17 protein-coding genes are annotated in these 19,692 nt (G+C 63.4%); 9 read left to right on the top strand and 8 right to left on the bottom strand.

Going from position 1 to position 19,692, the window contains the following annotated elements; all coding sequences use genetic code 11:
• The first annotated feature begins 5 nt into the window (after nt 1–5).
• Together E2L06_RS07880 and E2L06_RS07885 are read left to right on the top strand one after the other, a co-directional pair.
• Nucleotides 6–1,742, top strand: coding sequence for an acyl-CoA carboxylase subunit beta (locus E2L06_RS07880; RefSeq protein WP_138780259.1), 1,737 nt, complete (start codon nt 6–8; stop codon nt 1,740–1,742).
• Nucleotides 1,743–1,775: 33 nt separating this feature from the next.
• Complete coding sequence (locus E2L06_RS07885) at nt 1,776–2,240, top strand: MaoC family dehydratase (protein ID WP_138780261.1); 465 nt, start codon at nt 1,776–1,778, stop codon at nt 2,238–2,240.
• A 29-nt stretch (nt 2,241–2,269) separates the two neighbouring features.
• Here the strand turns inward: E2L06_RS07885 and E2L06_RS07890 are convergent, their stop codons facing one another.
• Nucleotides 2,270–2,992: a class I SAM-dependent methyltransferase gene (locus tag E2L06_RS07890; RefSeq protein WP_138780263.1), complete on the bottom strand. Its 723-nt coding sequence runs from the start codon at nt 2,990–2,992 to the stop codon at nt 2,270–2,272.
• Between the two features lie 101 nt (nt 2,993–3,093).
• On the opposite strand from E2L06_RS07890, the gene E2L06_RS07895 reads away from it, so the two are divergent.
• On the top strand, nt 3,094–5,100 hold the full coding sequence (locus E2L06_RS07895; RefSeq protein ID WP_138780264.1) for an AMP-binding protein: 2,007 nt from the start codon (nt 3,094–3,096) through the stop codon (nt 5,098–5,100).
• Between the two features lie 16 nt (nt 5,101–5,116).
• On the opposite strand, the gene E2L06_RS07900 is transcribed toward E2L06_RS07895, so the two are convergent.
• Nucleotides 5,117–5,947 (bottom strand): CoA ester lyase, encoded by an 831-nt coding sequence (locus tag E2L06_RS07900; protein WP_138780265.1) that lies wholly within the window; start codon nt 5,945–5,947, stop codon nt 5,117–5,119.
• 888 nt (nt 5,948–6,835) lie between these two features.
• Between E2L06_RS07900 and E2L06_RS07905 the strand changes: the two genes are divergently transcribed.
• Entirely contained in the window at nt 6,836–7,588 is a 753-nt protein-coding gene (locus tag E2L06_RS07905) for an IclR family transcriptional regulator (RefSeq protein WP_138780266.1), read from the top strand.
• Between the two features lie 26 nt (nt 7,589–7,614).
• On the opposite strand, the gene E2L06_RS07910 is transcribed toward E2L06_RS07905, so the two are convergent.
• The 3 genes from E2L06_RS07910 to E2L06_RS07920 form a co-directional block, all read right to left on the bottom strand.
• Entirely contained in the window at nt 7,615–8,598 is a 984-nt protein-coding gene (locus E2L06_RS07910) for an LLM class flavin-dependent oxidoreductase (protein WP_138780267.1), read from the bottom strand.
• Nucleotides 8,599–8,713: 115 nt separating this feature from the next.
• The gene (locus tag E2L06_RS07915) at nt 8,714–9,502 is read right to left on the bottom strand and encodes an enoyl-CoA hydratase/isomerase family protein (protein ID WP_138780268.1); all 789 of its coding nucleotides are present in this window, start codon (nt 9,500–9,502) and stop codon (nt 8,714–8,716) included.
• 77 nt (nt 9,503–9,579) lie between these two features.
• Nucleotides 9,580–11,136 (bottom strand): acyl CoA:acetate/3-ketoacid CoA transferase, encoded by a 1,557-nt coding sequence (locus E2L06_RS07920; RefSeq protein ID WP_138780269.1) that lies wholly within the window; start codon nt 11,134–11,136, stop codon nt 9,580–9,582.
• Nucleotides 11,137–11,272: 136 nt separating this feature from the next.
• Between E2L06_RS07920 and E2L06_RS07925 the strand changes: the two genes are divergently transcribed.
• On the top strand, nt 11,273–12,397 hold the full coding sequence (locus E2L06_RS07925; protein WP_138780270.1) for an acyl-CoA dehydrogenase family protein: 1,125 nt from the start codon (nt 11,273–11,275) through the stop codon (nt 12,395–12,397).
• A gap of 9 nt (nt 12,398–12,406) precedes the next feature.
• Here E2L06_RS07925 and E2L06_RS07930 read toward each other — a convergent pair whose 3' ends face one another.
• Nucleotides 12,407–13,270 (bottom strand): 3-hydroxyacyl-CoA dehydrogenase family protein, encoded by an 864-nt coding sequence (locus E2L06_RS07930; RefSeq protein WP_138780271.1) that lies wholly within the window; start codon nt 13,268–13,270, stop codon nt 12,407–12,409.
• Between the two features lie 131 nt (nt 13,271–13,401).
• Here E2L06_RS07930 and E2L06_RS07935 point away from each other — a divergent pair, with 131 nt between their 5' ends.
• Both E2L06_RS07935 and E2L06_RS07940 read left to right on the top strand, forming a co-directional pair.
• Nucleotides 13,402–14,571 carry a beta-ketoacyl synthase N-terminal-like domain-containing protein gene (locus E2L06_RS07935; RefSeq protein WP_138780272.1) on the top strand — a complete coding sequence of 390 codons (1,170 nt, stop codon included), beginning with the start codon at nt 13,402–13,404 and terminating at the stop codon, nt 14,569–14,571.
• Nucleotides 14,571–14,957, top strand: coding sequence for a Zn-ribbon domain-containing OB-fold protein (locus tag E2L06_RS07940; protein ID WP_138780273.1), 387 nt, complete (start codon nt 14,571–14,573; stop codon nt 14,955–14,957). The genes E2L06_RS07935 and E2L06_RS07940 overlap by 1 nt, the downstream gene beginning before the upstream one ends.
• 48 nt (nt 14,958–15,005) lie before the next feature.
• On the opposite strand, the gene E2L06_RS07945 is transcribed toward E2L06_RS07940, so the two are convergent.
• The gene (locus tag E2L06_RS07945; protein ID WP_138780275.1) at nt 15,006–16,643 is read right to left on the bottom strand and encodes an acyl-CoA synthetase; all 1,638 of its coding nucleotides are present in this window, start codon (nt 16,641–16,643) and stop codon (nt 15,006–15,008) included.
• Nucleotides 16,644–16,810: 167 nt separating this feature from the next.
• Here E2L06_RS07945 and E2L06_RS07950 point away from each other — a divergent pair, with 167 nt between their 5' ends.
• A complete protein-coding gene (locus tag E2L06_RS07950; protein WP_138780277.1) occupies nt 16,811–18,508 on the top strand; it encodes a methylmalonyl-CoA mutase in 1,698 nt (565 codons plus the stop codon).
• A gap of 12 nt (nt 18,509–18,520) precedes the next feature.
• Here E2L06_RS07950 and E2L06_RS07955 read toward each other — a convergent pair whose 3' ends face one another.
• Entirely contained in the window at nt 18,521–19,027 is a 507-nt protein-coding gene (locus E2L06_RS07955; RefSeq protein WP_138780280.1) for a GNAT family N-acetyltransferase, read from the bottom strand.
• 114 nt (nt 19,028–19,141) lie between these two features.
• On the opposite strand from E2L06_RS07955, the gene E2L06_RS07960 reads away from it, so the two are divergent.
• On the top strand, nt 19,142–19,558 hold the full coding sequence (locus E2L06_RS07960) for a cobalamin B12-binding domain-containing protein (RefSeq protein WP_138780282.1): 417 nt from the start codon (nt 19,142–19,144) through the stop codon (nt 19,556–19,558).
• Nucleotides 19,559–19,692 lie beyond the last annotated feature (134 nt).

Genomic DNA, 19,692 nt, shown 5'->3' on the forward strand with positions numbered 1-19,692 from the left:
CACCGATGCGAATCAAGATTTCAGACGACACGACCGAAACGGAGGCACAGGCGATCGCCGAAGCCATGGCGTCGCAGTACCGGGAGGACGTGACCGTCGTCACCGATGGCGGCGACGAGATCAGCAGCGCGTCCTACGACGGCGACAGCGACGCCGGTGCGACGGCGGCGGGCGAAGCCGAGGCCCAGCCCGATGGGGACCTTGGACCGACCGACCGCGAAGAAGTGCTGCTCGAGGAGATCGAGGAGATCCTTGAGGGCGGCCCGGAGAAGTACAAGGAGCAACTGCCCGAGGAGGGCAAACTGTTCGTCCGCGACCGGATCGACCTCTGGTTCGGCGACGACTTCCTCTTCGAGGACGGCCGGTTCGCGGAGTTCGACGCCGACGATCAGCTGCCGGCCGACGGCCTCATCACGGGCGCGGCCGAGTTCGAGGGCCGGGATGTCCACTTCATGGCCAACGACTACACGGTCAAACGTGGCAGCATGGCCGCGAAGGGCGTCGAGAAGTTCCTCCGGATGCAACAGCGCGCCCTGAAGACGGGCAAGCCGGTGTTGTACCTGATGGATTCGTCGGGTGGCCGGATCGACCAGCAGACCGGCTTCTTCGCGAACCGCGAGGGTATCGGGAAGTACTACTACAACCACTCGATGCTCTCGGGTCGCGTGCCACAGATCTGTGTCCTCTATGGGCCCTGTATCGCCGGCGCGGCCTACACGCCCGTGTTCGCCGACTTCACCGTCATGGTCCGGGATATGTCGGCGATGGCTATCGCCAGTCCGCGCATGGTCGAGATGGTCACCGGCGAACAGATCGACCTGCAGGAACTCGGTGGCCCGGACGTCCACGCCCAATACTCGGGGAGTGCGGACCTCGTCGCCGACGATGAGGAACACGCTCGAGAATTGGTCGCTCAACTGATGAGCTACCTACCGAACAACGCGGACGAGAAACCACCCCAGACGGACGGTCAGGCACCGGCCGCCTCACCCGAAGGTATCGATGCCGTCGTACCTCAGGAACCAAACAAGGGCTACGACATGTTCGACGTCATCGATCGGATCGTCGACGCCGGCTCGACGCTCGAACTCCGGCCGGAGTTCGGAAAGGAGATCATCACCGCCTTCGCGAGGATCGACGGCCGACCGGTCGGGATCGTCGCCAACCAGCCCGCCCACCGCGCGGGCGCGATCTTCCCGGACGCCGCCGAGAAGGCAGCCCAGTTCATCTGGACCTGTGACGCCTACGACGTCCCCTTGCTGTACCTCTGTGACACGCCGGGCTTCATGGCCGGTTCGCAGGTCGAGAAAGACGGCATCTTAGAACAGGGCAAGAAGATGATCTACGCCACGTCCTCGGCGACGGTGCCCAAACAGTCGGTCGTCGTCCGGAAGGCCTACGGTGCGGGCATCTACGCGATGTCCGGCCCTGCATACGACCCCGAGAGCGTCATCGGGCTGCCCTCGGGCGAGATCGCCATTATGGGCCCCGAAGCGGCGATCAACGCCGTCTACGCGCGCAAGCTCTCGGAGATCGACGACCCAGACGAGCGCGAGCGCAAAGAACAGGAACTCCGCGAGGAGTACCGCGAGGACATCGACATCCACCGGATGGCGAGCGAAGTCGTCATCGATGAGATCGTCCCGCCGAGCAGTCTGCGGGAGGAACTCACGAACCGCTTTGCGTTCTACGAGGACATCGACAAGGACCTGCCCGACAAGAAACACGGGACGATCCTCTGATCGCCTGCCAACCGTTTACTACCTACGACAGCCATGACAGGACGCTACTACGAGGACTTCGAGGTCGGCGAGACCATCGAACACGAGAAACGCCGGACGATCAGCGAACGCGACAACCAGCAGTTCTGTGACATGACGATGAACCAGCAGCCCTTGCATCTCGACGCCGAATTCGCCGCGGAGACGCAGTTCGACGGGCGGCTGGTCAACGGGCTCTACACGATGAGCCTGGCCGTCGGGCTCACGATCCCCGACACCACCGACGGGACGATCGTCGCGAACCTCTCGTACGACAACGTCGAACACCCGAATCCAGTCTATCACGGGGACACGATCCGGGTCCAGTCGACGGTCACTGACAAACACGAGACCAGCGACGGCGAGCGCGGAATCGTCACTATGCACGTCGAAGTGTTCAAAGTAAATGAGGAGGAGGAGCCGCTGGTCTGTGAGTTCGACCGGACGGCACTCTCACTGAAACGCGAGCACGCAACGTAGCGATGCCGACTGGGCGCGGTCGAACCGGCTCACTCCGCGACGCCGACGATCCATCGCCACCGCTGTTCGACGGTTCCCTCGAGGCCCGCGAGCAACTCTCGCGCCTTCGCGACGCGCTCGTCGGCGGCGAGTCTCGGATAGAGACGCGCCGCCATCGCCGGAATCGCGTGGAAGCGCCGCACGTTCTCGGCCGTCGTCGCGAATCGCCAGGTGCCCGTGGTGATGGTGAACGCGTCGGCGAGCGCCGCCTCGACCGCGTCGGCACCCGTTGGCGAGCGAGACTGCCGATCGAGGTCGGCAAAGACGTCCGTCCCGTCAGCGTCGACCCAGCCAAGCGGCGCGACGGCACCGACGACGCCGCCTGGCCGCAGGACGCGGGCAGCCTCCCGCGCCGCGACCGCCGGCTCAGGGACGAGAAAGAGCGACGCGGTAAACGCAACGCCGTCGAACGCGCCGTCGACGAAGGGCAGGTGATCGAAATCACCCTCGACGCGGGGCGCAGCCTCGAGTTCGCGCAGCATCTCGCGGCTGATATCCAGTCCGACCGTTCGTTGCGCCCGCTCGGCGAAGACGCGCGTGCTCGCGCCCGTGCCGGCACCGGCATCGAGAACGGCGTCGAACGGCCCATCGGCTCGCGCCGACAGTTCGGCGGCTAGCAGTCTAGCGAGTGCGGTAAACCGGCCGGTTCGCTGCTCGTAGGCGTCGTAGGCAGAGACGCTGTCGTCGAAGTTCGTCCGGACGACGGCTTTCATACGCGCCGCAACGACCGATGAGCGAATATGCGTTCCCATCGCTCGCCGCCATCGGATCGACGTATCGCCCGCTACCCAACCACAGTGATCTAAGCCCACGAATGACAGAGACACCAGCGACCGACGAAATCGTCCACGAACCGAGTCAGGAGTTCATCGAATCGACGAACGTCCAGCAGTTCATGCAGGAGTACGACATCGACGACTACGACGCGCTCATCGAGCGCACGACCACCGAGGTCGACGGCGTCCCGGAGTCGGGCCTCGAGTGGTTCTGGGACGAGGTGATCGACTACCTCGGCCTCGAGTTCGACGAGGACTACGACCGCGTCCGTGACGATAGCGAGGGACCGCAGTTCACCGACTGGTATCCCGGCGGCGAGCTCAACATCGCCCACAACACCGTCGACCGCCACGCGGCCGCCACCAGCGAGACGCGGAACGAAGTCGCATGCCTCTGGGAAGGCGAAGACGGCGAGGTACGAGAAATCACGTATCACGACCTCCACCGACAGGCCAATCAGGTGGCCAACGCGCTCGAGGAGCGCGACGTCGGAACCGGGGACACGGTCGGCCTCTACATGCCGATGGTGCCCGAAGTCATCGCGATCCTCTATGGCTGTTTCAAAGTCGGCGCGATCGCGGTCCCGATCTTCTCAGGCTTCGGCGTCGACGCGACGGCGACTCGGATCGCGGACGCAGAGTGTTCGGTCCTGTTTACCGGCGACGGGTTCCAGCGTCGCGGCAGCGAGGTTCGCCTCAAATCGAGTGCCGACGAGGCGATCGCGGAAGCGGGCCACGTCGAGCACACCATCGTCTACGACCGTCTGGGACTGGTCAGTGCCGACGAGGTCCCCTGGAACGACGAGCGAGACGAACGCTGGACCGACGCTGTCGCCTCCCAGGACGACGCGTACGAGACGAAATCGCTCGGATCGAGTCAGGAATCGATGCTGCTGTACTCGTCGGGGACGACGGGGAAACCGAAGGGAATTGTTCACACCCATGCCGGCGCGCTCGTTCAGCCGGCCAAGGAACTACACTTCGGGTTCGACCTCAAACCGGCTGATCGGTTCTTCTGGGTCTCTGACATCGGCTGGATGATGGGCCCGTGGACGCTGATCGGCACGCACGCCTTCGGCGGCACGGTCGTCATGTACGAGGGTGCACCGGACTACCCCGAGCCCGATCGGTTCTGGGACCTGATCGACCGCCACGGCGTCACGCAGTTCGGCATCTCGCCGACCGCGATCCGCGCGCTGCGCAAGCATGGAGATGACTGGCTCGAGGGTCACGACCTCTCCTCGCTCCGCATCCTCGGCTCGACAGGCGAGCCGTGGGACCCCGAATCCTGGCAGTGGTTCTACGAACACGTCGGCGGCGGCGAGTGCCCGATCGTCAACATCTCCGGCGGGACCGAAATCATGGGCTGTTTCCTGATGCCGATGCCGAGCGAACCGCTCAAACCCTGTACGCTCGGCGGACCCGGACTGGGGATGGATATCGACATCGTCGACCGCGCGGGCAATTCCGTCAGAGAGGACCACGAACGCGGCTACCTCGTCGCGCGTGCCTCCTGTCCCTCGATGACGAAATCGCTCTGGTCGGGCGACGAGCGCTATCTCGAGGAATACTGGTCGACGTTCGAGGACCCGCCGCTGTGGGACCACGGCGACTGGGCCCAGAAGGACGAAGACGGCTTTTGGTTCCTCCACGGCCGCGCCGACGATGCGCTCAACGTGGCCGGCCGAAAAGTCGGTCCTGCCGAAGTCGAAGGGGCGCTCATCGACCACGAGGCCGTCAACCAGGCCGCCGCCATCGGCGCGCCCGACGAAACGACCGGCACCGCCGTCGTCACCTACGTCGTCCTCGAGAACGACATCGAGGAAACTGACGACCTCCGTGACGAACTGCGCGCGCAGGTCGGCGCAGAACTCGGGAAGCCGTTCCGCCCGCGCGAGGTGCTGTTCGTCGACGAGTTCCCCAAAACGCAGTCGGGCAAGATCATCCGCCGGGCGGTCGAAGCGACGTACACCGGCGAAGATCTCGGGGACATGAGCAGCATCGAGAATCCCGCGGCGCTCGAGGAGATCGAGCAGGCGCGATAAGCGACTCGAGACCGCTTCAGTTTTCAGCTTCTTCGGCACGCTCGAGGATCCGTTCGGCCTGCGCGATGAGTGGCGCATCGATCATCTCGCCGTCGACTTCGAACACACCCGTATCCGACCGGGTATGGGCGGCGAGAACGCGCTCTGCCCACTCGATGTCGTCGTCGCTGGGGGTGAACGCGTCGTTGATCACCGGCACCTGATCCGGATGGATCGCCATTTTCCCGTCGTAGCCGAGTTGTCGGGCGAACGTCGTTTCCTCGCGGAGGCCGTCCGTATCTCCGTAGTCGGTGTAGACGATGTCGATCGCGTCGATACCGGCGGCGCTGGCCGCGATCACCGTCCGCTCGCGCGCGTACAGTACTTCTGTGCCCTCGCTCGTACGCGTCGCACCGATATCGGCTGCGAGGTCTTCAGCTCCGAACAGCAGCGCGTCGGTCGCGTCGACCGCTGCGATCTCGTCGGCGCGAAGAACGCCCGCCGCGGATTCGATCAGCGCCAGCACCGGACACGATGCGTCGGCGTCCTCGAGTCGCGCTTCTATCCGCTGGATATCAGTCTCGTCTTCCGTTTTCGGCACCATGATGCTGTCCGGGCGTGGCCCCTCGAGAATCATCTCGAGGTCGGTCATCGCGCCCAAGCCGATCGGATTCACGCGAACGGCGACCTCACAGTCCGGATCGATCTCGTCGAGGACCTCGCGAACGGCCTCGCGCGCCTGGCCCTTGTCAGCCGGCGCGACGGCATCCTCGAGGTCGAACACGACGACATCTGCGTCGCCCATTGCTGCCTTCCGCATGAGGTCGGGCTTATCGCCGGGTGAGAACAGCACACTTCGTCTAACCATACCATGGATGAGCATATCATGTAACTAAATCATATGGGTTCGCATGCGGGAGCGATGACGAGCGCGGTCGAATATGAACGCATCGCTGTCGGGAAAGATCGACAAGCAGTTAAAATGTAATACATGATGACTAAATCGGATCAATGGTTTTAGTATTTGAGATTTTACATATATGGCCACATTTCGTATCTCCGAAACCCACAGCACGAGTTTCTTTCTAGATCGGGAATAGAGTCCTGAATCTCCTTCTTGAGGGGGTATTACCGATTGAATGAAGAACAAGACTTGTGTCCACCTCAACGTGACTGTTACAAATTATACGATCGCCAAGCATTGTCTAATCCTGATTAGAATGAGAATGTGATGGAATAGTCTCAGCTATTCTAATTTTCCGTCGACGTGCATCAAACGGCGTTTGTGATTGGAGCGGGACCGGTTCGCACGAACCGGCCACCGTCTTCGCCCGTCCATTACAATCATATGATTGTAATCTCACGAACGGCGCAACCGGGCCATCACTGTCAGCTGATCGGTCCGGCGCAGGTACGCGACTATTTTTGATTGGTATCTGTTTTCAGTAGAGCTGAATGTGGGCGTTTCAGCAGACACAACACTTGAGAGGCGTAATTGCCACGAATAGATGTAGATATCGGGGAAAACGAGTTCCGTCACACCCGAAACGCAATTCGGTGCTCGTTCGGCAAGCGCTCAGTGACGACAGTGTTTGACAGCGACGGATGAATCCAGCAGTGTGTGATCGCTCGAGAAGGCACTGGCGCCGCCGACCGAGTTCGTTTTGTGCTCTTGTCCGCGATTGACACGAAACCATTGAAACTTCATTCGGGAGAGCCGAAATACTTCTATGGGTCCGGTCGAATGCACTGTGTGATGACGGGCGCGTCAAACCGATCGGTCGAACGGGCGTTCAGGATCGTCGACGAACTCGCGGAAAACGGCGGTGGGCGGGTCTCAGAACTCGCAGACCGCCTCGAGATGCCCGTCAGCACCGTCCACAACTATCTGCAGGCACTCGTCGAGACGGGCTACGTTACAGTCGAGGACAAGGAGTATTCGACGACGACCCGGTTTCTCGAGGTAGGCCACCGACAGCGCCACCGGCTGGAAGTGTTTCAGGCCGTCAGCGATGAACTGCAGGACATCGCGGCGGAGACCGGCGAACACGTGACGTTGATGATCGAAGAGAACGACCAGTGTGTGATCGTCGCGGTTCAGGAAGGCCCCGACGCCGTCAATCTGTTCGCGTACCCCGGTGCGCGTATGCCGTTGCACGCGGCGGCACCTGGGAAAGCAATTCTCGCACACATGCCCGACGACCGCGTTCAGGAGATCATCGATCGGCAGGGGCTCGTCGAGATGACGAACCAGACCATCACGGACCCCGACGTGCTCTTCGACCAGCTCGAGACGATCCGCGAGCAGGGGTATGCCATCGACGAGGGCGAACGCATCGCGGGCATGATCTGTATCTCCGCCCCGGTGCTAGACAAAAGCGACGAGATCCGCGGGGCGATCTGTGTCTGTGGCCCACAGAGTCGCATCGACGAGCCGCGCCGCGAGGAGATCGCCGACATCGTCAAGCGGTCGGCGAACGTGACGCAGGTCAATCTGGATTACGTCTAACTCGGTTCCGGTCCGTTCGAACGCCGTCAGTCGTCGGCAACCGGTGCCAGCGCCTCGATCGTGTCTTCGGCCACGTCGTCGGCGGCCTGCTCCGGGATCGTCACGAGCGGGCGGTCGACGATCGTGTCGCTGACCAGCGTTCGGAGCCGCTCGCGAGCCTCGGACGGCGTTCCGGCGACGCCGAGGTCGTCGACCATCTCGTCGGTGACCAGCGCCGTCGCGTCGGCACGGTCGCCCGCTTGCCAGGCCTCAGCGACGCGCTCGACCTGCTCGGGGAACGCGGTGGCGATCGCCTTCCGGTAGCCCTCGGCGCTGCCCGCGTAATAGGCAATGTGACCGCGAACGGCGTCGTAGGCCGCCTCGGAATCTTCGCAGACAGCCGACGGGACGTACGGGGCGATCGTGATTTCGCCGGGGTCGCGATCGCGTTCTCGAGCGCTCGTTTCGACGACCTCGAACGCCTCGTCGAGTTGAGAAAAGGGAATGTTGTGTGGCAGCCAGCCGTCACAGAGGCGGCCGACGACGCGGCGGTTCGCCGGGCCGAGCGCCGCGTGATAGACTGGAACGTCCCGATCCAGCGGCGGGACACCGGAGACGCTGACGAGTTCGCCGTCGTAGTCGACCGGCTTGTCGTCGGTCAAGATGTGCTGGATGATCTCGATAGTCTCGTGCGAGCGCCGAACCGGGCGTTCGAACGATTTCCCGTGGATCGTCTCGACGGCAGTGGGCGTGCTCGTGCCGACGCCCAGCGACGCACGACCGTCGGCGACCTGGTCGAGCGTTGCGGCGGTCATCGCAAGGACGGCCGGCGTCCGCGAGAACACGTTCACGATCGCGGTACCGAGTTCGATCTCGTCGGTCAGCGCGGCGATCTCGCTGAGTTTCACGACCGAACTCGAGCCCCACAGCTCGCCCATCCAGACGGAGTCATACCCCTGTGCTTCGGCGCTGATCGCAAGATCGGTCGGGTCGTGTGAGCCAGTCCGCGGGATGACTACTCCGAGATGCATACCGTCCGGTTCGACATACACTATCATAAAGAATCATGCTCAGTGTTTCGGGCAGTACGTCCGACCGCGAACTGGGACGGCAGCGATTTGCCACGCTCGCCGTCAGAATGGGGTGTTACCGGCCGACGAAGTCGGGCTCGTCGTCGCCGAAAAAGGCCTCGAGACCGCGCTCGTAGTCTTCCGTTCGCGTTGCGGCTGCGATGCCGTTCGTCTCCGCCGCGAGCTGTCGCTCAAGGGAATGCTCGTAGCTGTCGGTCAGCAGGCGGGTCGTCGTCCCGAACGCCTGGGTCGGCCCCGCTGCAAGCTCGGCGGTAAGCTCGGCCAGCCGGTCGTCGAACTCATCGGTGGGGACGACTTCGTTGGCCAGCCCCAGCTCGCGGGCCTCCTCGGGGCTGATGGGGTCGTCTTTTAGGACGAGTTCCTTGGCGGCTCGTAGGCCCACTAGCCGCGGCAGGAAAAACGTCGCGCCGCCGTCGCCGGTCAGGCCGATGCCCGGATACGCGAACTTGAGCGTCGCATCCTCGCCGAGGACGAGCAGGTCCGGAAACAGCGCCAGGCTGAAGCCGATCCCGGCGGCGATGCCGTTGACGCCGCCGACGACCGGCGTCTCCGACCGGTGGAACTGGACGATCGCTTCGTGGGCTCGGCCGGCCAGTTCCCGGATGTGTGCCGCATCGGACTCGTCGCCAGAGAGAGCGCCGAGATCGGCACCGGAGCCGAAGAAATCACCCGCGTGTGTGAGGACGATACACCGCGTGTCGGGGTCCTCGCCGAGCGTCGTCGCCGCCGACACCAGTTCGTTGGCCATCTCGAGCGTGAGTGCGTTTCGCCCGGCCGTGCTGTCGAGTGTGACAGTCGCGACACCGTCGTCGTGATCGATCGAGAGGTTATCGTACGCAACCATGGAAAACGGGTTTTCGACGCGATCGCTTAACCGTTCCTGCTTTCGCGCTCCGAGGGCGACGGCTCCGTTGGCACAGCTTAGACCGCGTCGGTCAGGTCGAGCGGCTCGTCGGCAAACAGTGCCGGGTTCATCTCCGCGAGGTCGTCGGCCACGAGCGGCTCGAAGCCCATCGGATCGATGACGTCATCCTCGACGTCAATGCCGGGTGCGACCTCCGTGAGCTCGAGGCCCTCAGGAGTGAGTTCGAAGACGGCGCGCTCGGTCACGTAGACGATCGGCTGGTCGATCTCGACGGCGTACTCGCCGCTGAACGTGATCTGCTCGACCGAGTCGACGAACTTCGAGCTCGATCCCTCCTGTTCGATCGAGAGTTCGCCGTCGCCGGCCTCGATCTCGAGGCCGTCGGTCGTCAGGGTGCCACAGAAGACGACCTTCTCGGCGTTCTGGGTGATGTTGATGAAGCCGCCACAGCCGGGCAGCTGCGAGCCGAACCGGCTGACGTTGATGTTGCCCATCGCGTCGGCCTGTGCCATCCCCAGAAAGCCCATATCGAGACCGCCGCCGTCGTAGAAGTCGAACTGCTGAGTCGAAGAGACCAGCGCCTCGTGGTTGACCGCGGTCCCGAAGCTGATCCCGCCGGAGGCAGCGCCGCCGACCGGCCCCGACTCGACGGTCTGGGTTATCTCGTCGTCGACGCCGCCCTCGGCTGCAACGACTGGGACGAGTTCCGGGACGCCAACGCCGAGATTGATGACCGAATCCGGCTCGAGCTCCATCGCGGCCCGGCGGGCGATGATCGTCCGCACGTCGAGCGGGAGCGGCTCGAGATCGTCGTCGGTCGGCTGTTTGATCTCGCCGCTGTAGGCGGGGTTGTAGTCTTCGGCGTACGTCTGCTGGTGGTGACTCGGCGGCGCTTCGACGACGGAATCGACCAGCACGCCGGGGACGGCCACGTCGCGGGCGGTGAGCGTGCCCGACTCCGTGACGCGCTCGACCTGAGCGATCACGGTGCCGCCGGAGTTGTGGGCAGCCTGAGCCATCGCCAGCACGTTCGAGTCGAGCGCTTCCCGTTCCATGGTGATGTTGCCGTCCTCGTCGGCCGTCGTCCCACGGATGATCGCCACGTCGATCGGCACCGAGTGATAGAAGAGGTACTCCTCGCCGTCGACGGTCATGAGCTCGACGATGTCCTCGTCGGTGATGTCGTTGGCCTTCGCGCCGTCCTGGCGGGGATCGACGAACGTCCCCAGCCCGACGTGGCTGATCGTGCCAGGCTTGCCCGCGGCGGTGTCGCGGAGCATGTGATCCATCACGCCAAAGGGCAGGTTGTAGGCCTCGATCTCGTTGTCGACGATTTTCGTCATGAGGTCGGGCGTAAAGCCCCAGTGGCTCGCGATCGTGCGCTCGAGCATGCCGTCCTGGACCAGATGCGAGAGCCCACGGCCCTGTCGGTCGCCTTCCGCCGCGGGATGATAGAGGGTCAGATTTTCGGGGTTGCCCGTCTCGGCATATCGTTCGCCAAGCGCCTCGAGTACGTACTCCGGAATCCCGACGGCGACGAAGCCGCCGACGCCGACCGTATCGCCGTCGTCGATACATTCGACTGCCGCTTCTCTTGACTGCCGAACTGTCATACGTACCCCTCTCGGGAGGCGCTATTTTTAGTTACCTATCTGGGCCACACCGCGGTCTCGAGCGGTAACACCGGCATCGGTGACGGTTGCATAACGGAATCGGACGCTTTACTATCCCGCTCTCGAACACTCCGGTATGGAGCTGACAGCCGAGCAGCAGCTGATACAGGATACCGTCCGCGATTTCGTCGACAAAGAAGTCGTCGAGACGGTCGACGAGCACGACGAGGCCCAGACGTTTCCGGAGGACGTCTGGGATGGGCTCGCGGAGCTCGATCTGACCGGGCTCACAGTCCCCGAGGAGTACGGCGGGTTCGACGCTGACGAAGTGACCTACAGCATCGTCAACGAGGAGCTGGCACGCGGCCACCTGGCGGTCGCGACGGCGCTGTCGGTCCACTGTCTGGCCACGTCGTGCATCCGCCAGTTCGGCACCGAGGAGCACAAAGACGAGTGGCTGCCGGAGATGGTCGACGGTCGCCCGGTCGGCGCGTTCGCGCTCTCGGAACCCGACGCCGGCTCGAACCCGGCCGAGATGAGTACTGAAGCGCGGCTCGAGGACGGCGAGTACGTCATCAACGGCAAGAAACAGTGGATCACGAACGGCAAGCGCGCGGGCGTCGTCATCCTGTTCGCGAAGACCGACCGCGACGACCCCGACACCGTGACCCAGTTTTTGGTGCCCAAGGACACGCCGGGACTCGAGGTCGGCAAGAAAGAGGACAAGCTCGGGCTGCGTGCCAGCGACACCACGACGCTCATCTTCGACGATGTGCGGATTCCCGAAGAGAATCGCCTGACGGAAGTCGGTGACGGGCTGAAGTCTGCGTTCTCGATCCTGACCGGTGGCCGGATCGCGATCGCCAGTCAGGCTGTCGGCGTCGCCCAGGCGGCCCTCGACGCTGCCGTGAGCTACGCCAACGAACGCGAACAGTTCGGCGAGCCGATCATCAACCACCAGGCGATCGCCCACAAGCTCGCGGACATGCAGACCGACGTGCAGGCCGCACGCCTGCTGACGCGCGACGCCGCTCGCAAAAACGACGACGGACTCGACCCGCAGGCGGCAAGTATGGCGAAGTACTTCGCCAGCGAGGCGGCCGTCGACGTCGCGGACGAGGCAGTGCAGGTCCACGGGGGCTACGGCTACACCAAGGACTTCGATGTCGAACGCTACTACCGCGACGCCAAGATCACCACGATCTACGAGGGGACCTCGGAAATACAGAAGGAGGTTATCTCACGGCACCTGGGCGAATAGGACGAGTACTTACTCGTAGTCGTAGAAGCCTTTTCCAGTCTTCTTGCCGAGTTCGCCGGCCTCGACCTTGCGTTTGAGGAGGTAGGCTGGCTTGTAGCGGTCGCCTAACTCTTCGTGGAGCGTCTCGGAGGCGTGCAGACAGATGTCCAGACCGATGTGATCGGCCAGCGTCAGCGGCCCCATCGGGACGTTCGTGCCGAGTTCCATCCCCGCGTCGATGTCCTCTTTCGTCGCGACCCCCTCGTCGTAGGCCCGAATGCCCTCGTTGATCCAGGGCATCAGGATGCGGTTGGTGACGAAGCCGGGTTTGTCGTCGGATTCCCAGGTCGTCTTCCCGAGGTCTTCGGCGAAGGCGTGGGCCAGTTCCGTGACCTCGTCGGCCGTCTTCTCGCCGGTGACGACCTCGACGCCCTCCATCACGGGCACCGGGTTCATGAAGTGGAGACCGATGACGTCCGCTGCCCGATCGGTCGCGCTCGCGATCGACGTAATCGAGAGCGTACTCGTGTTCGTCGCGAGGACGGCGTCGTCCTGACAGATCTCGTCGAGGTCGGCGAAGATGTCACGTTTGACCTCGAGATCCTCGAGTGCCGCCTCGACGACGATGTCACAGTCCGCGAGATCGTCGAGCGCGGTCGTGCCCGTGATCCGGTCGCGAGCCGCGTCGGCTTCGTCCTCGGTCAGGGCGTCTCTGTTGACGAGGCGACCGAGACTGTCGTCGATCGTCTCGAAGCCGTTTTCGACGAACTCCTGTTCGATGTCGCGCATGACGACGTCGTAGCCCGCGGTTGCGGCGACCTGTGCGATACCACTGCCCATCGTGCCAGCACCGACGACGCCGACACGGTCGATCGTCTCTACGTTTGATACCATTCATTCAGTGGTGGTGGTACTGTCGTAGTAAATGTCCCGACTCTCGTCAGTAACGGAAAGGCCGAATACAGCACGCGGTCGTCGTCCGACACAGCTATACCGTGTGAACTGATATGTGGTTCTGGTAGCTAATGTCGCAGGTACGACTCGCCGGAACGGGTATGACGTCGTTTGGATCGCATCCCGATCGGACGGGCAGAGACATGTTCGCAGAGGCCGGCCTCGCCGCCCTCGAGGACGCCGGCGTCCCGGCTGCAGACGTCGACGAACTCTTCTACGGCAACTTCGTCGGCTCCCTCTCGGAAGAGCAGGGTCACCAGGGCCCGCTCATGGCGGAGGCGATCGGCACGACTGCCCCCTCGCGGCGGATCGAAAGCGCGTGTGCCTCGAGCGGGGTCGCGGTGCGTGACGCCGTCCGCGCGATCAGAAGCGGCGAGGCCGACGTCGTCGTTGCCGGCGGTATGGAACGGATGACGAACATGGGCACGGCTGGGGCGACGAAGGGGCTGGCCGGTGCGGCCGACGACCTCTACGAAGTCCGGTCTGGCGTCACCTTCCCTGGCGCGTACGCGCTGATGGCACGTGCCTATTTCGACGAGTACGGCGGGACCCACGAGGACTTGGCCCACATCGCGGTCAAAAACCACGACAACGCGTTGGTCAACGACCACGCTCACCTCCAGCAGGAGATCACGGTCGAGGAGGCACTCGGCGCGCCCGAGATCGCGTCCCCGTTTACCCTCTACGACTCCTGTCCGATCAGCGACGGCGCGTCCGCACTCGTCTTGGCGTCCCCGGAGTACGCCGCGGAACACGACCTCGAGGCATCGATCGCGATCACGGGGGCCGGCCACGGCGGCGATACGATGGCGCTGCACGATCGTCAGTCCCTCTCACGGACACCTGCGACACGGGAAGCCGCCGAGGAAGCCTATGACGACGCCGATATCGAGCCCAGCGACGTCTCCCTCGTTGAGGTCCACGACTGCTTTACGATCGCCGAAGTGCTGGCCCTCGAGGCGCTCGGCCTCTACAGCTATGGCGAGGCGATCGGAGCCGCCCGCCGCGGCGAGACGCGCCGTGACGGGGAACTGCCCGTGAATCTCTCGGGCGGCCTGAAAGCGAAGGGCCACCCCGTGGGCGCGACCGGAGCCGCACAGGTCGCGGCGGTCGCGACGCTGCTCGATGGCACCCATCCGCGTGCCGACGCCGTTTCCGACGACGCGACGATCGGCGTCGCCCAGAACGCCGGTGGGACGGTTGCCAGTGCGACCGTTCACGTCCTGGAGGTGATGGAGTGATGACTGACGTGACCAACGGCGAGTACGACGCGTTCCTCGAGGCGCTTGCAGAGGGCGAGGGCTATTACCTCACCTGCGAGAACGAGCACGGCCTGCTGCCGCCACGGCGTGCCTGTCCCCACTGTGGCGACCGCGAACTCACGGAGCGGGACCTGCCAGCGTCCGGCGAGATCGTTACGCACACGACTGTGTTCGTCCCGACGCCGCAGTTCGAGGACGATGCACCCTACGTCACCGCTGTCGTCGACTTCGACGGCGTCCGGCTCACGGGGATCGTGCGGGGCATCGATCAGGACGACGTCGAGATCGGCGACCGCGTCACCGCGACCGTCGAGCCGAACGAGACGGACGGCGAGCGGACGATCGTCTTCCACCCGGCGGACTAACGGGACGGATTCGCGATAAAAACCGCACGCGAACGGCCGTCGACCGTGCTACAGGCCGTGTTTCTTCTGCTCTTCTTTTCGGAGTTCGACGCGGCGGATCTTCCCGCTCGAGGTCTTGGGGAGTTCGTCGGTGAACTCGATCCGACGGGGGTACTTGTAGGGTGCCGTCTCTTCTTTCATGAAGTCCTGTAGTTCGTCTTTCAACTCGTCGCTGCCCTCGTATTCCTCGGCGAGGATCACGTAAGCCTTGACGACGCTGCCCCGTTCCTCGTGTGGGCTGTCGACGACGGCAGCCTCGGCGACGGCATCGTGGCTGACGAGCGCGTCCTCGACCTCGAAGGGGCCAATCCGGTAGCCCGACGAGATGATGATGTCGTCGGCCCGCCCCTCGAAGAAGAAGTAGCCATCCTCGTCGCAGGAGGCGAGGTCGCCCGTGCGGTAGTAGTCGCCGGAGAGTTTCTCCTCGTCGAGGTCGGGCTTCTCGTAGTACCCGTCGAAGATTGCCGGCGAATCGACCGGGACGGCGACCTCGCCGATCTCGCCGGCCTCGACTTCGTCCTCGTCGTCGACGTCGATGATCGTCGCGCCGACGCCCGGCGTCGGCTTGCCCATGCTGCCGGGCTTGACGTCGATTCCGGGGTAGTTCGTCACGAGCGCGACGGTCTCGGTTTGCCCGTAGCCGTCGCGTGGGGTCACGCCCCAGGCATCCTGGATCCGCTCGATCGGCTCGCGATTAAGGGGCTCGCCCGCCGAGAGCGCATCGTTCAGTTGAACGTCGTAGTCTGCGAGGTCGGCGTTGGCGAACATCCGATACTGCGTCGGGACGGCACAGAGCTTGGTGACGCCTTCCGCTTCCATGATCTCGAGGAAGGTGTCGGGCTCGAACTCGCCGTCGTAGATGAGCTGGGTCGACCCCGTCGTCAGGCCGACGCCGAGCGGGCTCCAGAACCACTTCGCCCAGCCGGTGCCGGTCGTCGCCCACAGCAGTTCGTCCTCGAGGTCGCTGTCCTCGTCGATGCCCCACCAGTAGGGGGCGTTGATCCGGTTGAAACAGTACTGCCAGCGGTGTTTGTGCAGGACCGGCTTCGGCTGGCCGGTCGTCCCGCTGGTGTAGTTGATCGTCATCGGGTCCTCGGCGGCCAATTCGGGGCCGTCGTAGTCGGTCGACCCCTCGGCCATGACGGCCGCGACCGTCGTCCATCCCTCGCCCTGCAGGTCGTCTTCGGACCCGTCGAGGACGATGACTCGCTCGAGTGGCGTCTCCTCGAGGACCGGCTCGACCATGTCGGTCAGCGACTCGTGGACGACGATGCTCGTCGCGTTGCAGTCGTTCGCCCGAAACTCGATGTCTTTCGAGCGCAGCATCGACGAACAGGGGACCAACAGCGACCCGGTCGCCAGCGCGCCCAGTTGGACGGCGAAGGCGTCGGGATGGCGCGGGAACAGGTGCATGATCCGGTCACCTTGTCCGACGCCGAGGGACTCGAGGCCGTTGGCAAACCGGTTCATGTCGTCCCGAATGTCAGCGTAGGTTCGTTCTTCGCGGGCCCCCTCGTCATCGAGGAAGCGGACGGCGACGCGATCGCCGACCGAGTCAGCATGGTCTGCGACGACCGACGTGATCGCGTACGATTCCGGAATATCCCACTCGAAACTGTCCACTTCTGTGGTGTGATTGACACCCATGTCTTGGTAATCAGAAGTCCAGTTCTTATAGCTTTTGTTACTATTGGTAAGAAGTATCGTGTAACGGGTTAGCATATGATTCACATCTGGTGTCGGCCGCTGATTCCGCCAGACAGCCGCCTCGACGGGGGTAACACTTTAGAAGAGTTGCATCTATACGCTAGACAATGTTCGACGAGAACGAGCTGGACGAGATCTCCCAGCAACGGGAGTCGTGGGAAGACGAGACGCTCGAGCCGTTTTTGGAGCACGGGGAACGCAAAGACCGGTTCGCGACGGTCTCGAACCACGAGGTCGATCGTCTCTACACGCCTGAAGACATCGCTGACCTCGACTTCGACGAGGACCTCGGCTTCCCCGGCGAACCGCCGTACACCCGGGGGCCGTACCCGACGATGTACCGCGGGCGCACGTGGACGATGCGCCAGTTCGCCGGCTTCGGGACCGCAGAGGAGACCAACGAGCGCTTTCACTACCTGATCGACGAGGGCCAGACCGGGCTCTCGACGGCCTTCGACATGCCGTCGCTGATGGGCCTCGACTCGGACCACCCGATGAGCGAGGGCGAGGTCGGCAAGGAAGGCGTCGCCGTCGACACGCTCCGGGACATGGAGGTCCTGTTCGACGGCATCGACATCGGCGAAGTGTCGACCTCCTTTACGATCAACCCGTCGGCAGCAGTCATCTACGCGATGTACATCGCGCTGGCCGACCAGCAGGGTGTCCCCCGTGACGAGGTCCGGGGCACCCTCCAGAACGACATGCTCAAGGAGTTCATCGCCCAGAAGGAGTGGGTCATCCCGCCAGAGCCCTCCCTCGAGGTCGTCACGGACACGATCGAGTTCGCCGTCGAGGAGACACCGAAGTTCCACCCCGTCTCGATTTCTGGCTATCACATCCGCGAGGCCGGTTCGACCGCGGCCCAGGAGGCTGCGTTCACGCTCGCCGACGGCTTTGCCTACGTCGAGGACTGCCTCGAGCGCGGACTCGACGTCGACGAGTTCGGCCCGCTACTCTCGTTTTTCTTCAACTCGCACAACTCGATCTTCGAGGAGGTCGCGAAGTTTCGGGCCTCCCGCCGCGTCTACGCACGGGTGATGGACGAGTGGTACGGCGCGGACAACCCCGAATCGAAGCGCATGAAGTTCCACACCCAGACGGCGGGCCAGTCGCTGACGGCCCAGCAGCCGCTGAACAACATCGTCCGGGTGACGATTCAAGCGCTGGCCGGCGTCCTCGGTGGTACCCAGTCGCTACACACCAACAGCTTCGACGAGGCGCTGGCGCTGCCAAGCGAGAAGGCCGTCCGCGTCGCCTTGCGCACTCAGCAGATCATCGCCGAGGAATCCGGCGCGGCCGACATCGTCGACCCCATGGGCGGCTCCTTCGCCATCGAGAAACTCACCACCGAAATGGAAGCCGAGATCATGGCCTATCTCGAGGAGATCAAGGAGATGGGCGACGGCTCGGTCCGCGACGGCGTGCTCGACGGCATCAACCAAGGGTACTACCACCGCGAGATCCAGGAAGCGAGCTACGAGTACCAACAACGCGTCGAACGCGGCGAAGAGGTCGTCGTCGGCGTCAACGAGTACACCATCGAGGAGGACACCTCGCCGGAGCTGTTACACGTCGACGAAACGACGCGCGACCGCCAACTCGAGCGCTTAGAACAGGTCAAAGCCGACCGCGACGACGAGGCAGTCGACGCCACGCTCGAGGCGCTGTCGGGCGCAATCGAAAGCGACGAGAACGTCATGCCGTACATCGTCGACGCCGTCAAGGCCTACGCGACGATGGGTGAGATCATGCAGGTTTTCCAGGATCACCACGGAGCCTACCGTGAAGAGATCAGCCCGGTCTGAGGCGACTTCCCGTCACTGGCTTTCGGACTCGCGCTCGAGGACGTACGTACACTCTTCGTAGCGCTCGTCGCCGATCGTAACTGGTTCGGTTGCCGTCTGTTCGAAGCCAAACGTTCGGTAGAATTCGTTGCCGACGTCGTTTGCTGCGAGCACCATCGCGCGGAGTTGCTCGACGCTCTGCTCGAACAGCCGGTCTCGAGTCTCGGTCAGGAGGTCGCGTCCGATTCCTTCACCGCGGTGGTCGGGGTCGACGTACACACGAAGGATCGTCCCCGTGTGTTCGTCCGGTTCGAACGTGGCGTGTGCGAACCCAACGATCGAATCGTCTCGCTCGGCGACTAGCATGAGCGCCTGTGACCAGATGATCGAGTCACGAATCAACGCCTCGGTGTACCAGTCGTCGACCCCTTCCTGAATCGACTCGCGGCTCAGAATATCCGGGTAATCTGCTTCCCACGAGGAGTGGGCTACGCGTTGAATCGCGTCGACGTCGTCGGTCGTCGCGTCGCGGATTGTCATATGTCACCCACCATCTAGTCGAGATTAATTCTTTCCCCGGTGGGAAGCGCCGTTTCGACGGCCAAACTGTCTGAATCCGATAGAATCATACATCTCCTCTTCGAACCGCGATCCATGAGTACCGAGAACGATGAGCGGACGATTCGATGTATGGTAGCGAAAGTCGGTCTCGACGGCCACGACCGTGGCGCACACGTCATCTCTCGAGCGTTCCGTGACGCTGGCTTCGAAGTCATCTACTCCGGCCTGCACAAGGCACCCGACGACATCGTGCAGGCTGCAGTCCAAGAGGACATCGACGTGCTCGGGATCTCTATTCTGTCCGGGGCCCACGACACGCTCGTGCCGAAGATCATGGACGGTTTAGAGGAGTACGGCGCGAAAGACGACACGCTCGTGCTCGTCGGTGGCGTCATCCCAGAGGAAGACCGCGATGAACTCAAAGAGGCAGGTGCGGCGGCGATCTTCGGTCCCGGAACGTCGATCGAGGAGACGATCGAGTTCGTCCGCGAGAACGCTCCCGACCGATAAGCGCGACGACCGGTCGATCGCGAGATACCAGGAAGCCTGTGACTTCCGAAACCTACCAGAACGCAGAGACATATAGGAATACACCGTTCACGAAACATATTTACTATATGGATAGTTCGGTCCCATCGGCGACC

The sequence above is a fragment of the Haloterrigena sp. H1 genome (assembly GCF_005938085.1).
Lineage (GTDB): Archaea > Halobacteriota > Halobacteria > Halobacteriales > Natrialbaceae > Natrinema.